Origin of the sequence: Corynebacterium sp. HMSC14B06 (genome assembly GCF_001807075.1) — a bacterium.
GTDB classification, from domain to species: domain Bacteria; phylum Actinomycetota; class Actinomycetes; order Mycobacteriales; family Mycobacteriaceae; genus Corynebacterium; species Corynebacterium jeikeium_D.
In genome coordinates this window covers 75722-90290 of record NZ_KV787392.1, presented here as the reverse complement: position 1 = coordinate 90290, position 14569 = coordinate 75722, and the positions used below count along the sequence as shown (strand labels likewise).

The 14569-nt window shown below is 61.5% G+C and carries 11 protein-coding genes; 8 read left to right on the top strand and 3 right to left on the bottom strand.

Features of this window, described 5'->3' with window-relative positions:
- The first annotated feature begins 62 nt into the window (after window positions 1-62).
- The 5 genes from HMPREF3130_RS07825 to HMPREF3130_RS07805 are packed head-to-tail and all read left to right on the top strand — an operon-like array spanning window position 63 to window position 4746.
- Entirely contained in the window at window positions 63-1178 is a 1116-nt protein-coding gene (locus HMPREF3130_RS07825; protein ID WP_070429701.1) for a M24 family metallopeptidase, read from the top strand.
- 32 nt (window positions 1179-1210) lie between these two features.
- Window positions 1211-1975 (top strand): SDR family NAD(P)-dependent oxidoreductase, encoded by a 765-nt coding sequence (locus tag HMPREF3130_RS07820; RefSeq protein WP_070429700.1) that lies wholly within the window; start codon window positions 1211-1213, stop codon window positions 1973-1975.
- A complete protein-coding gene (locus HMPREF3130_RS07815) occupies window positions 1972-3198 on the top strand; it encodes a bifunctional cobalt-precorrin-7 (C(5))-methyltransferase/cobalt-precorrin-6B (C(15))-methyltransferase (RefSeq protein ID WP_070429699.1) in 1227 nt (408 codons plus the stop codon). Before HMPREF3130_RS07820 ends, HMPREF3130_RS07815 begins: the two co-directional genes overlap by 4 nt.
- Before the next feature lie 46 nt (window positions 3199-3244).
- On the top strand, window positions 3245-4018 hold the full coding sequence (cobM, locus tag HMPREF3130_RS07810) for a precorrin-4 C(11)-methyltransferase (protein ID WP_048734069.1): 774 nt from the start codon (window positions 3245-3247) through the stop codon (window positions 4016-4018).
- Window positions 4006-4746, top strand: a complete 741-nt coding sequence (locus HMPREF3130_RS07805; protein ID WP_048734066.1) for a cobalt-precorrin-6A reductase — start codon at window positions 4006-4008, stop codon at window positions 4744-4746. Before cobM ends, HMPREF3130_RS07805 begins: the two co-directional genes overlap by 13 nt.
- 3 nt (window positions 4747-4749) lie before the next feature.
- On the opposite strand, the gene cobJ is transcribed toward HMPREF3130_RS07805, so the two are convergent.
- From cobJ to cobG, 3 genes are read right to left on the bottom strand one after another with little or no spacing between them, the layout of a single operon-like run.
- Window positions 4750-6360, bottom strand: a complete 1611-nt coding sequence (gene cobJ / locus HMPREF3130_RS07800) for a precorrin-3B C(17)-methyltransferase (RefSeq protein WP_048734064.1) — start codon at window positions 6358-6360, stop codon at window positions 4750-4752.
- 3 nt (window positions 6361-6363) lie between these two features.
- Entirely contained in the window at window positions 6364-7014 is a 651-nt protein-coding gene (locus HMPREF3130_RS07795) for a precorrin-8X methylmutase (RefSeq protein WP_048734062.1), read from the bottom strand.
- 11 nt (window positions 7015-7025) lie between these two features.
- Window positions 7026-8201, bottom strand: a complete 1176-nt coding sequence (gene cobG, locus HMPREF3130_RS07790; RefSeq protein WP_065419943.1) for a precorrin-3B synthase — start codon at window positions 8199-8201, stop codon at window positions 7026-7028.
- A gap of 251 nt (window positions 8202-8452) precedes the next feature.
- Between cobG and HMPREF3130_RS07785 the strand changes: the two genes are divergently transcribed.
- From HMPREF3130_RS07785 to HMPREF3130_RS07775, 3 genes are all read left to right on the top strand, one after another.
- Window positions 8453-10015: a lipase family protein gene (locus HMPREF3130_RS07785; protein ID WP_049170527.1), complete on the top strand. Its 1563-nt coding sequence runs from the start codon at window positions 8453-8455 to the stop codon at window positions 10013-10015.
- A 173-nt stretch (window positions 10016-10188) separates the two neighbouring features.
- Entirely contained in the window at window positions 10189-13839 is a 3651-nt protein-coding gene (gene cobN, locus HMPREF3130_RS07780) for a cobaltochelatase subunit CobN (protein ID WP_049170639.1), read from the top strand.
- Window positions 13840-13915: 76 nt separating this feature from the next.
- Complete coding sequence (locus HMPREF3130_RS07775; RefSeq protein ID WP_048734054.1) at window positions 13916-14536, top strand: FxsA family protein; 621 nt, start codon at window positions 13916-13918, stop codon at window positions 14534-14536.
- The last annotated feature ends 33 nt before the right edge of the window (window positions 14537-14569 follow it).

The window sequence follows — 14569 nt, the reverse complement described above, 5'->3', positions numbered from 1 at the left end:
CTCGTCGCCCCGAGGCCACTCAACCGGCGACGGGCACAGGCCGACGGGTACAGTTGGCAACTATGAGCAACGGTATCTTTAGCTTTGACATCTATCAGCAGCGTCTGGATCGCACTGCGGAGCTACTCCGCAGCCGCGATGCGGACGCTGCAGTCTTTGGAACCGGCGCTGACCTGCAGTATCTCATTGGTTCTGCGGTCACTTCGCATGAACGCCTGACCGCGCTGGTGGTCACTGCATCCGGCACCACCACGTTGGTACTGCCCGCCGTGGAGCGCGGGGATCTGCCGCTGTGCGCTATCGGTGATCTCAACGCCGATGTGGTGTTGTGGGAAGACGGAGAGAATCCGCACCGCATTGTCGCCGACTTGGTGGGCCACGTGGGCACCCTCGCAGTGGGAGCCTCTTTGACCGCTGACCACTTGATTCCCATTCAGGATCTCACCAGAGCTAAAACTGTGTTGGCCGGAGACCTTCTGAAGGAACTGTTCATGCGCAAGGACGCCGCTGAGATTGAACAGCTGCGCGAGGCCGGCGCCGCTATTGACCGCGTTCACGCTCGTGTGCCGGGCATGCTGCGCGCAGGTCGCACTGAGCGCGAGGTCGCCGACGAGATCTCGGCTGCCATCCTGGAGGAGGGGCACGTCGCCATTGACTTCGTCATTGTCGGCTCCGCTGAAAATGGCGCGAATCCGCACCACGATTTCTCCGACCGCGTCATCGAGGAAGGCGACGTGGTGGTCGTCGATATCGGAGGCACCTTGCCGCTTGGCTACCACTCCGATTGCACGCGCACCTATGTCGTCGGCAAGCCGGGGGAGAAGGAAGCTGCAGCGTGGACGGCTCTGCGCAAGGCGCAGGAAGCTGCCGTGGCGGCGGTGCGCCCCGGTATAACGGCTGCAGAGATCGATGCGATTGCGCGCAATAGCCTCACCGCTGCGGGCTACGGCGAGTACTTCATCCACCGCACTGGTCATGGCATTGGCCTGTCCACGCATGAAGAGCCGTTCATTATGGCTGGCAATGAGCTCAAGCTCGAGCCTGGCATGGCGTTTTCGGTGGAGCCGGGTGTGTACCTGCCGGGTGAGTTCGGTATGCGGCTGGAAGACATCATCGTTGTCACCGAAGACGGCGGAGAATCGGTCAATAATGGTCCGCACGATTTAATTACCGTCTAATCGAGGTTTAGAGGAAAGGTATTTTCTAGCGCATGGGACACGTACTCGTTCTTGGTGCCACCAGCGAGATTGGCGGGGAAGTTGCCGCGCGACTGGCCAACCACAACACCTTCACGCTCGCTGCGCGCCGCACTGAGGCGCTCGACGGCATTGCCGGTCGGCTCATCGACTCCGGTGCCGTCGCGGTGCACCGCATCCACTTTGATGCCGATGACATCGCGGCACACCGCCAGTTCGTCGAGCACGCCTGGCAGCACGGTCCCATCGACACGGTGATTGTCGCGTTCGGTATCCTCGGTGATCAGCGGAAGTGTGAGGAGTCCGGCGAGGCTGCTGCGGCAGTCATTCATACCGACTTCACAGCACAGGCATCGATTCTCACTGAGCTTGTCGCGCGCATGGAGTCCGACATCGACTCCGGCACGCTGCCTGTGCGCGATAAGGTCGCGGGCCGCATCATGGCCTTTTCCTCTATCGCAGGTGCCCGCGTGCGCCGCGCCAACTACGTCTACGGTTCGGCGAAGGCCGGTCTCGATGGTTTCCTCCAGGGCATGCAGGACCGCCTGCACGGGAGCCATATTCAGCTGACGATTGTCCGGCCGGGCTTCGTCATCGGCCGCATGACCGAAGGCATGAAGCCAGCGCCGATGTCCTCGCGCCCCGCCGAGGTCGCGGAGGCCGCCGTCACTGCTTTCGACGGTCGGAAGCCCCACGTCTGGGTGCCGCGTAAATTGGCATTGCTCGCACGCGCCACACATCTGACTCCGCGCTGGATTTGGCGCAAGATGCCCCGATGAGCCCAAAGCTTCGCGTCGTCGGCATCGGCTGCGACGGGTACCCTGGTCTATCCGCCCGCGCTGTCGAGGCGTTGTCGTCGGCTCGCCGCATCATTGGCTCTCCCCGTCAGCTCCATTTGCTTGCCGACGTCAACCTGGACGCCGACCTCTCACCTTGGCCAGGTGGCTTCTGGAAGGACTGGCAGGCCACCCTGGCAGATATTGACCCCGCAGTCGATGTCATCCTCGCCAGTGGCGACCCCATGTTCCACGGTGTCGGCGCGTCCCTGGTTCGGGAGCTCGGCCGTGGCGCCGTGGAGGTTATTCCAGCGCCATCGTCAGCCTCATTGGCCTGCGCCTACCTCGGCTGGCCCTTGCATGACACTCCGGTGATTTCGCTGGTGACAGGGGAGCCGGGGCTACCTGGAGCCGCGCGTGTGGTACCGGTAGCGGATTCACTACGGCCCTTCCTGGTGCTGTGCCGAAACGCGGACTCAGTGAAAGAGGTCGCTACGGTTTTAGCCGACCGCCCAGACACCAAGCTCACCGCGCTGACCAATCTCGGCGGCACGGAAGCTACAGGGCTGCCGGAGTCCGTTGCCGCAGGCACGGTGGCGAACCCACCAGTTCCAGCTGGCAACCTCACGGTGCTGGCGGTGGAGCCGTCGGGAAGCGCGCGCGGCTGGCTGCGCGACGGTGACTTTGATTCGGATGGTCAGCTGACGAAGGCGCCGATTCGCCAAATGACGGTCGCTGCATTGGATCCGCGACCGGGAGCTCTGCTGTGGGATGTCGGCGGTGGCACGGGGTCGATTGGCATTGAGTGGGCTCGGCACGGCGGACGTGCGGAAATTTTCGAGCGCGATGCTGTTCGTGCAGAGCGAATTGCTAAGAATGTGGCGGCTCTGTCTGGCAATGTGACCGTCCACCACGGCGCAGCGCCGGGGGTTTTGGCTGACTCGAATCTTCGCCCAGATGCCATTTTCATCGGCGGAGGTCTCACTGCTGACGGAATGATTGAAACCTGTTGGCAACGCCTTGCCCCGGGTGGCATCATCGTCGCAAACACCGTGACGCTGGAGTCGGAGGCTTTGCTGTGGCAGGCGCGTCGCGACTATGGCGGGGATGTCACCCGGCTTTCCGTGGAGCGCGCAGGTGCAGTCGGCAGTTTCACTGCGTGGCGCCCTGCGTTGCCGGTGGTGCAGTGGGTGGCGGAGAAGCCAGTAGCGCCTGCGCTACCATAGACGTAATATCTCTGTCTAGAAAATATTGAGGACTCTGTAACTCACAATGACTGTGTATTTCATCGGTGCAGGCCCGGGGGCAGCGGATTTGCTGACGCTGCGCGCGGACCGGCTTATTCGTTCCTGCCCAGTGTGTCTTTACGCGGGATCGATTGTCCCGCCTGAGGTGCTGGAAAACTGCCCCGAGGGCGCAGAGATTATCAATACCGCGCGTATGCCGCTGGATACCATCATCGAGACCATTCAGGCGGCACATGCGGCGGGCAAGGATGTCGCACGCCTGCAGTCCGGTGACCCGTCGGTGTGGTCGGCGCTGGCAGAGCAGGTTCGTCGTCTCAGCGAGCTCGGCATTGACTACGAAATCGTTCCGGGTGTGCCGGCATTTTCCGCGGCGGCGGCCGCTCTGGGCCACGAGCTCACGGTGCCAACCGTTGGTCAGTCAGTGGTGCTGACTCGTATCTCCGGGCGCGCTTCCAAGATGCCGGAGGGCGAAACCTTGGAGAACTTCGGTCGCACGGGCGCGACCCTGTGCATTCACTTGGCCGCCCACGATATTGACCGTGTGGTTGAGGAGCTCACCCCGCATTATGGTGAGCACGGCCCGGTGGCAGTGGTAGCTTTCGCATCCCGTCCGGAACAGGTTATTCTCCGCGGTACGCTGGCTGATATTGCGCAGCAGGTCAAGGATGCAGGTGTGACTCGTACGGCTGTCATCATTGTCGGCAAGGTGCTCACCGCCGAGGCGTTCCCGGATAGCTACCTCTACAGCGATGATCGCCCACGCGATGAATACGGACGGACCATCCCATGCGTGCACTAATACTGGGTGGAACTGCTGAAGCCCGCGCCCTGGCCAAGCGCCTAGTGGGCGAGGGCTGGTTTGTCACCTCGTCACTGGCCGGTCGCGTTTCCAACCCCAAGCTGCCCGTCGGCAATGTCCGTATCGGCGGTTTTGGCGGTCCCGCAGGACTGACTCGATGGCTAATCTCCGATGCCACTGAAGTCATCATCGATGCCACGCATCCGTATGCAGAACAGATCAGCGAATCTGCTGCTGAAGCTGCCCGAGCCACCGGTATTCCGCTCGTGGCGCTGCATCGCCCTGCGTGGGAGAAGCAGCCAGGCGACAACTGGGTTGAGGTGTCCTCTATGCAGGAGGCCGCGGACGTTGTTGCCGACCGTTTCTACAGCCCGTTTCTCACTATTGGCCGTCAGCAGCTTGCTCCATTTGCCGGTGACTCCAACGGCCGTTACCTCATTCGCTGTGTGGAACAGCCCGCGCCGCCGCTGCCGAAGAATCGGAAGATTATTCTCAGCCGTGGGCCTTACGATGTCGCAGCGGAGCGCAAGCTCATGCGGGATTACGCCGTGGACTGCGTGGTGACCAAAAACTCCGGTGGTGCTGCTACCTACGCAAAGATTGAGGCAGCCCGCGACCTAAAGAAGCCGGTCGTTATCGTGCAGCGCCCGCAGCTGCCCGGCGCGGATATCGCCACCGTCGCCACAACAGTGGATGAGGCGTACAACGCCGTCATCCGCCGGGCGTAGCGGCTAACGCAGCAACTCGCCAGTTCCGCTGGTGCCGCCCTCACCGTAGTGACGTGCGGTGTAGACCCGAGTGGTCTTGCCGGCACGATACGCCTTGGTCGACGACGAACCGATAATCACCATGGTTCGCATATCGACGACATCCGGATCGAACTCCGCCAACGTGGTCACGGTAACGTTTTCCTGCTCCGAGCCAACTGCCCGTGCCACAATCACAGGCGTTGTCGGTTCGCGGTACTCCATGGCCAATGCGCGTAGCTCTCGAATCTGCCATCTCCGCGACTTGGATGCCGGGTTGTAGACAGCAAATGCCATGTCTGCTCCGGCTACGGCACGCACTCGCTTAACGACGACCTCCCAGGGCTTCAACCTGTCGGAGAGACTGAGCATCGCAAAGTCATGGCCAAGGGGAGCGCCCACTCGACTTGCGACAGCCTGAGCCGCAGTCATGCCTGGCACGACTCGAACTGGAATGTCTCGCCACATATCGTCATCAGCGACTTCCAGCACTGCGGCCGCCATAGCGAAGACCCCCGGGTCACCGGAACTGACCACCGCAACTCGACCTCCACGCTTGGCGATATCCAGCGCCATAGTGGCTCGCTCTGCCTCTACGCGGTTGTCTGAGAGGTGGCGGCGTTGCCCGGCGCGCTCAGGAACCCGGTTGATGTAGGTGGAGTAGCCCACCAGATCCGTGGCTCGGGCCAGTTCCTCGGTGACTTCTGGGGTGGTCCAGCGCTCCGCACCCGGGCCTAGGCCGACAACGACGACTTCACCAACTGCTGGGGCAGCCGACTCAGTCGCCGTATCGGTGACTGTATCGCTCGCCGCATCATTAGCTGGCTCAGGCGCCCCAGAAACACTCCGTTCAGTTCCGTAGACAGCGGAAGGCACGACGGCTACTGCGAAGTACGGAACTTTCTCCGGGTCTGCATCGGCCAGCGGGTAGCTGGTGTGCTCATTCATGGTTGCTCGCTCGACAACGTAGGCGCGCTCGAGCATGCCTGCGGACTGCAACGCTGTACGAACCTTCTCAACGTTTTTCCCCAGCTTCATAATGACTACACAGTCTGAGGCGTCAAGAACCGCAGCGATGCGCTCGGAATCAGCGGTGGCGGGAACAACGCTGACGATTTCGGTAGCCTCGCCGAGCGGCTGACCAATCTCTGCTGCCGCCGCAGTAATGCTGGCCACTCCAGGGACAATCTCAGTGGGAAAGTCCTCGCTGAGGGCGTGATGCAGATGCTGGTACGAGCTATAGAGCATCGGGTCACCGAGCGAAAGAACTGCAACACTTCGTCCCTCGGCCAAGTGCTTGTGCAGGCGAGCAGTGGCCTCTGCATAGAAACCGGCGAGCTGCTCGCGGTAGTCGACTGGGCGCCCGGTGGTCACCGGGTATTGCAATTGCTCTTCCACGGCAGCGTCGTCACGCGCGTCAATCAGTTCGGCGGCGATTGAGCGCGCCGTGGAACGTCCGTGAGTTCCTGCATGGTAGGCGATGACATCGGCTGTGCGGATGATGTCGGCACCGCGGAGTGTAATGAGACCTGCGTCGCCGGGACCGAGTCCGACGCCGTAGAGATGACCAGGCTGAGCACTGTAGGAGCCGGACATGGTTTAGATGATCTCCTTTGCGGTCGCAATGGCATTGAGGGCAGCACAGGTGATAGCCGAGCCACCGCGACGGCCGGTGACGGTGATGTACTTCAGCTCTGGGTTTTCGGCACCGGAGTCGATAGTGGCCTGCTTTGATTCCGCGGCACCGACGAAGCCCACTGGCATGGCCAAAATGGCAGCGGGCATGGGGAAGGAGCCCTCATTAATGCGGTTGAGCAGGTGGAAGAGGGCGGTGGGAGCGTTGCCGATGGCGACAACCGCGCCCTCTAGGCGTGGCTTCCACAGCTCCACGGCGGCAGCAGTGCGCGTGGTGCCGAGTTCTTGAGCCAGCTTGGGGACGCGCTCATCACGCAGCAGGCAGATGACCTCGTTGTCAGCAGGTAAGCGCTTGCGGGTAATACCCGAGGCGATCATGTTGACATCGGTGAAGATAGGAGCGCCTTCCTCGAGAGCCTGGCGAGCTGCGCGCACAGCTCCCGTGGAAAAGACGATGTCCTTGGCCAGGTCGGTCTGACCTGCTGCGTGAATCATTCTGACAGCGACGGTTTCCTCATCGGCATCGAAGCGGGAAAGATCGCTTTCTTCGCGAATGATGGCAAACGAGTTACGGTAAATATCCGCACCGTCGGTGTTGTACTCAAAGCGCTTCATAGGCTTAAAGCCTAGTCCACAGCAGTGACTTCGTATTCTCCGTCCCCGGTGGCGAGATAGTCGAAGTAACCGCCCTTGGGCTTGCCGCAGCGACGCTCACAACCGGAGAAGTGCACGCGCCCCTCGGGCAGTCGGCCATCGGCAATTGCGTGAGAAGCATCGCCGCGGGTGTCAGCCAGAGACTTTTTGCAGCCGGGGCGTCCGGTGCAGGCGCTGACGCGCAGCCAGGTGGACTTCCGATCGAAGATCAGACCATTGGGCGCCAATACCTTGACGACCTGTTCGGCAACTTCCTCTTCCAAATCATGCAGGATCAGCGAGTACCACGGAGTGATATGCACCGGCACCTGAGTGTGCGAGATCGCTCGGGCCAGACGCGCCGGGAGGACACCAAAGCGCAGGCCAGCGGCCAGGCTAACCAGGCCATCCGGCTGGTCAATCCAACCGATCTGGCGGGACAGCCCGGCGGTGGCATCGAAGCTCTCAGCCGGAGTCGGCTCCTGGCGACGAACTCGCGCGCCCAATTCCTCGACTACGGCATCAGCAACGCGCTCGGCCGCATTGGCTTCGGCGATGCGCCAGGCTGAACCACGGCTGTCATTCCACACCTTCGCTGTGGTGATGAGAGCCTCCACGACGTCGTCACGCGAGACGACAAGCCCCGAGGTCGCGCCACCAATGATGAGTTCGAACGTGTTCTCATCGTGGGCGACAACACCGAAGTCGGGGCGCTCACCGAGCACGTCACCGCGGCCATCGTCGAAAGCCATGAGTGTGCGACCTGGCAGTGTTGCCAGCGACGGCTCCGCGATGAGGGCCTTGTCGAACTCTTGAACCAGGTCGCGCACATCAGCTTTACCGCCGACGCGACCGGACAGCGGCGACTGAAGAACGTTGCGTACGCGGTCGTGGCTGGTGGAGGGAACCAGCTTCTCTTCTTCCGCGGCATCGGCGAATGCGCCGGTGTTGGTGATGCCACGGATCTGAACATTGCCGCGGGAGGTGAAGTGAATATCACCGTCGCCGAAATTCTCGGCCAAATCGGCGAGTACGGCGAAGCCCGGCGCGGGGAGAAAGCCTCCGGGGAAGCGCAGACGACCAATTGCGCCATCAGCTGCGATATGAACCTTGCGGCTGCCGGGGCAACCGTCCTGACGAGTGCGGGTTCCTTGATCAGATGCAGTCATACTCTCAAGAATACGCAAACACACACAGAGCTGAGCCCCCGAAAACAGGGGCACATTATCCAGCCCCTTTCCAGCCCAACGAAACCATCCTGAAGTGGAGTTTTCATACCCCTCCGCAAAAACATACAAATTCTTCACTGAAAATCCACCGATCTACCTTTTTAAAACCTTATTGTTTTCATAACCTAACTTCCTCTGAATTAAGGGAAGTTTTCATTGGGTTTTCAATCTGGGGTTATTCAGGAGATTTCATGCCACATCACGACGCTGAAGCACTCACGCACGAGGCACACGACACCGTCGGCACCGGCCGTGCCTCGACACAGACACGCTCTGCTTCACGACGAAACCGTCGCACAATCCGAACGGGAATCGGGGTAGCGCTAGCAGGTCTTATGACCATCGGCCTGGCTACACCTGCAAACGCACAGCCACTAAACATCCCGGGCCTATCGGATAGTGGGCTGGCGGATAAGGTGTCGTCGTCAAGCGCAAACCGCGAACTGCCTGGTTTCGGCCATGTACCGAACCCGAATATGGAGAGGCTACTCGGCATCGAGAAAGACGATGAGGAGTCTGGTAGCGAGGGCGCAGGCAGGCAGCTGACCCCGGAACAGGCTCGCGTGGCCGCAGCCTCTCCGCTGAATTCTCTGCCGCTGACCCCGTCGCGCACGGCAAATGCCGGCATGCTGGTCAGCAGTGAGGATGCCGAGATGATGGTGAACGACAAGCTGTGGAATGTGGATGCCAAGCGTATTCACTACAACTCCACGGATTCCCTCGGAAATCCCAGTGTGGACACAGCCCTTGTGGTGACGCCGAAGACGGAGTGGAAGGGCAGCGGTCCGCGTCCGGTCGTCGCAATCGCGCCGGGCACGCAGGGTGGCGCGGAAAAGTGCGACCCCTCGGTATCCTCGCAGACCGGCCTAAAGATTGAGTTCGGTCCGTTGGACATTATTGCTCCATACGAGACGATCCCGATGGTCGCGAACTTGAAGCGAGGCGCGACTGTGGTGATGATCGACCACCACCGCAATTCCCAGGGTAACCAGGACTACGTCGACAACATCGCCTCGGCACAGTCGCTGTTTGATGCCGTGTCTGCCTCACACGAGCTCGGCGTGGACAAAAATGCGCCCGTGGGAATTTATGGCTACTCCCAGGGCGGCTCCGCAGCCGCTGCAGCCGCTGAGCGTGCAGGTGTCTACGCTCCAGAGCTCAACGTCGCCGCATCTGCCGCCGGCGGCCCGCCGTCCGATCTCGCAAACGTCCTCGACCAGATTGATGGCACTACGCTGACCGCCGCGATTGCACTGGCAATCAATTCTGTCCTGGATAAGGATCCGGAGCTGCGCCGAGTCCTCAAGGAAGAAATCAGCCCCGAAGGCAAAGAACTGCTGGACAACGTGGGCAACTACTGCGCGGGTGGCTTGGGTTTCCATCACTCGTTTGAAACCACTGACCAGTACACGACTAGCGGTGAGTCACTCAGCGAGATGATTAAGCGCTACGAGCCGGTACAGAAGGAACTCGCACGCCAGCGCGTCGGCAACTTCGTCCCAAATGCGCCGGTGTACCTCTACTCGGGTGAGCATGATGACATCATCCCCATCAACCAGGTTCGCAAGCTGCGCGATTCCTGGCTGAATCTCGGCTTCACCGACCTGGAGTACGTCGAAAACACGACTTCACCGGTGCTACCGAAGACGGGCATTAACCATATCGTTCCGATGCTCGCGGAACTGACTAATGCCACCGACTTCCTCTGGTCCCACTTCCCAGATCAGCCGGCGGAGCAGTCGCTGGAACTCTAGCAATAGCCCCTGCAGTAGAGTGATGGAGAAATCCACTGCCATGCCGCTGACGAGAAGCTCGGTGAAAATCCGCACGGTCGCGCCACTGTCACAGTCAGACCTCGTCATCGGTTAGAAGGCAGACTCCCGCCGACCGGGGACGCGTTGCTCCCCAGGAAGTGAATGACTACACCGTGATTCTGCTGCTGTCGACCTCGGATACCGACCTTCTGTCCGCCCGCGCGGCCGCTCAGGCCAACCCGGAGGTGTCCTACCGTTGGGCAAACCCGGCGCGTCTGCTCGACGATGATTTGCCCACGCTTGCCGACGGCGCCGATGTCGTCATCATCCGACTTCTCGGTGGCCGCCGCGCCTGGGAATCCGGCATCGACTACTTTGTGAACTCCGGTATTCCCACCGTCCTCGTCTCCGGTGAGCAGGCACCCGATGCCGAACTCACCGAGTATTCGACAGTTCCCGCAAACGTCGCCACGCAAACGCACATTTACCTGGCGGAAGGCGGCGCAAAGAACCTCGCACAGCTGCACAATTTCCTGTCGGACACACTGCTTCTGACCGGTCTTGGCTTTGAAGAGCCCACTCGCATGCCGGCCTGGGGTTTCCTGGAGCGCGACTCCAAGGTGGCCACGGAAGATTCCCGCGGCACCGTCGGCATTATTTACTACCGCGCCCAGCACCTGGCGGGAAATACGCACTACATTGAGGCGCTTGCTGACGCGGTCGAGGCTCGCGGCTACGTCGCCAAGCCTATCTTCGCCGCGTCCCTGCGCACCGCCAGCGATGAACTGCTGGCAGAGCTAGCTTCCTGCGACGCGCTCATCACCACGGTGCTCGCCGCTGGCGGCAACCGCCCGGCACTCGCGCAGGCCGGCCAGGACGATGACGGCTGGGATGTCGCCGCACTCGCAGACCTGAACATTCCCATCATCCAGGGTTTGGCCCTGACTTCGTCCAAGGCGGCATGGGAGGACAACGACGAAGGTCTGTCGCCGCTGGACGTCGCAACACAGGTCGCCGTCCCCGAATTCGACGGCCGCATCATCTCGGTCGCGTTCTCGTTTAAGGAAATCGACTCCGACGAGCTCATTTCCTACGTCCCGGATCTCGAGCGTTGCGACCGCCTGGCCGGCATCGCCACCCGTTACGCCGCGCTCCGCCACATCAACAACGCTGACAAGCGCGTCGCCGTCATGCTCTCTGCGTACCCGACCAAGCACGCCCGCATCGGCAACGCTGTCGGTCTGGACACACCAGCATCCACGTTGAAGGTGCTGCACGCGCTTGCCGACGCCGGATACAACCTCGGCGACACCACCAAAATCCCCGGATATGCCACCGCCGAGGATGGTGCCGATGAACCAGATGCGTTCATGCACGCCATCATCGAGGCCGGCGGCCAGGACCCGGACTGGCTGACCGAAGAGGTTATGGAGGCAGCCGAGCTTCGCCTGCCCGCTGCCACCTACGAGAAGTTCTTCGCTACCTTGCCGGAAGAACTTCGCTCCGACATGCAGGACAAGTGGGGTGCCGCGCCGGGCACCCTGTACGTCCACCCGGATACCCAGGACATCTACATTGCGGGCCTGACCTTCGGCAATGTCGTGGTCATGGTGCAGCCACCGCGCGGTTTCGGTGACAACCCGGTGGGTATCTACCACGACCCGGATCTGCCGCCGACGCACCATTACCTGGCCTGCTACCGCTTCCTGTCGCTGCCGCAGGCGGAGGGCGGTTTCGGCGCCGATGCCGTGGTTCACATGGGCAAGCACGGCAACCTGGAGTGGCTGCCGGGCAAGACCGTCGGCCTTTCCGCTTCCTGCGGCCCGGATGCTGCCATCGGCGAGCTGCCAATGATCTACCCCTTCCTGGTCAACGACCCGGGCGAAGGCACACAGGCCAAGCGCCGTGCTCACGCCACGCTTGTCGACCACCTCATTCCGCCAATGGCCCGCGCCGAATCCTACGGTGACATCACCCGTCTGGAACAGCTTCTCGACGAGCACCAGAACATCTCCGCCATGGATCCGGCCAAGCTGCCGGCCATCCGCCAGGAGATTTGGACGCTGCTGACCGCCGCGAAGATGGACCGCGACCTCGGCTGGGACGAGCGCCCGGACGAGGAGGTCTTCGATGACATGCTCATGCATGTCGACGGCTGGCTCTGCGAGATTAAGGACGTCGCCATCCGCGGTGGCCTCCACGTGCTCAGCCAGGCACCGGAAGACGAATCTCTAATCGGCACTGTGACCACCATGTTGCGCGCCCGCCAGCTGTGGGGCGGCAAGCAGACCCTGCCGGGCCTGCGCGAAGCTCTCGGCCTGGCCGAGGACGGCACCGATGAACGCCACGCTGTGGACTCTATCGATGCACTGGCTACGGCGCTGGTAACCGCCGTGGTGAAGAATCCCGACCAACCGGTGACACAGATCGCGGCTGATGTGCTCGGCTCCGAGGAATTTGCCGATATCGCGGCACCAAACGGCCTCGACCAGGTCGTCGAGCTGCTGCAGTTCACCCGCGACGAAATTCTCCCGCGCCTGGCTGCTACCAGCGAGGAGATCCCACGCATTCTTTCTGCTCTCGATGGCGAATTCGTCCCGGCTGGCCCCTCCGGCTCACCGTTGCGTGGCCTGGTCAACGTGCTGCCGACTGCCCGCAACTTCTACTCGGTTGACCCCAAGGCGGTGCCGTCGCGCCTGGCTTGGGAAACCGGTGTTAACCTCGCCGATGGCCTGATTGAGCGCTACCGCGCCGACCACGGTGAGTACCCCAAGTCGGTTGGTCTGTCGGTGTGGGGCACTTCCGCCATGCGTACCTCGGGCGATGACATCGCCGAGGTGCTCGCGTTGATTGGTGTGCATCCGGTGTGGGATGACGCATCTCGCCGTATTGTCGGCCTTGAGCCGATTCCGCTGGAGGAGCTGGGCCGCCCGCGCATTGACGTGACCGTCCGTATTTCCGGCTTCTTCCGTGATGCGTTTCCGCATGTTATCGACCTTTTGGATGATGCGTTTCAGCTCGTCGTCAAGCTTGATGAATCCGATGAGGACAACTACGTGCGCGCCCATGCGAAGGCCGACCAGCAGGAGCGCCCGCGTCGCATCTTCGGTTCCAAGCCGGGCACCTATGGAGCTGGCCTGCTGCAGCTGATCGATTCCGGTTCCTGGCGCGATGACGCGGACCTGGCAAAGGTCTACACGACCTGGGGTGGCTACGCCTATGGCCGCGGTGTCGATGGGGAAGAGGCAGCTGACGACATGAAGACGGCCTACCGCCGTATTCAGGTTGCCGCGAAGAATGCCGATACCCGCGAGCACGATATCGCCGACTCCGATGACTACTTCCAGTTCCACGGCGGCATGATCGCCACGGTCCGCGCACTGACGGGTTCCGCTCCGGAGGCCTATGTGGGCGATTCCACCCGCCCGGACGCCGTGCGCACCCGCACCCTGCACGAGGAGACGCGACGCGTCTTCCGTGCCCGCGTGGTCAACCCACGCTGGATGCAGGCAATGCGTAACCACGGCTACAAGGGCGCCTTCGAAATGGCCGCAACCGTCGACTACCTCTTCGGTTACGACGCGACGGCGCAGGTCATGGATGACTGGATGTACGAAACGCTTACCGACGAGTACGTTGCGAACCCGGAAAACCGCGAGTTCTTTGAACAGTCGAATCCGTGGGCTCTGCACGATATTTCCGAGCGCCTGATGGAGGCCGCCGAGCGCGGTATGTGGGAAAACCCCGACCAGGAACGCATGGATCTGCTGCGCCAGACCTACCTGGATACAGAGGGCGACTTGGAGGAGCGCGCTGACCGGTAGGCGACCGCTAGTCGTCGTCTAACCGGCCGATAGCCGTAACCACTTGCTCATCTAGTGGCGGTTACACTGGGGAACTATGAGCAAGTGGTTCACAATTATTTACCTCATCGCCGAGATTGCGGCCTTTATCGCACTTGGTGAATGGATTGGCTATGGCTGGACCGTCCTGCTGGTTCTGGGTCTATTCATTCTGGGATTGGTTTTCGCCGCCATCGAGTTCAAGCGCATCTACCAGAAGTTGCTGCTGGATACTTCTCGTACTCTTACTGAGTACGGACAGAAGCATCCGGAGGAGGCAATCAAGCGCTCGGCAAAGGGCGCGGGACACTTTGTGGCTGACTCGGCAATCCTGTTGGTTGGCTCTTGGCTGATTGCCCTGCCGGGCGTCGTCTCCACGGTTGTTGGTTTCCTCATGGTGCTACCGCCGACTCGCTGGCTGATTCGTAAGAGCGGATCGGTGGCGCTGCTCAACGGACTCCGCAACTTCAGTGACCGCAGCATGATGGTGGTCTCTCAGTACGGCATGAACCCGGGTGCTCCAGGAACTGGCGCTGGTGCTGGCGGTTTTTCGGGTTTCCCTGGATTCTCTGGTGGTTTCCCGGGTGCGGATGGCAAGGCCTTCCCACAGGATAAAATCGTCCCACCGGCACCGGACAACGCCTGGGATGATGACCAGGACGACAGCGACAAGCGCTAACTCAAAAACTCGCAAACGTAGAGAGTTCTCTTA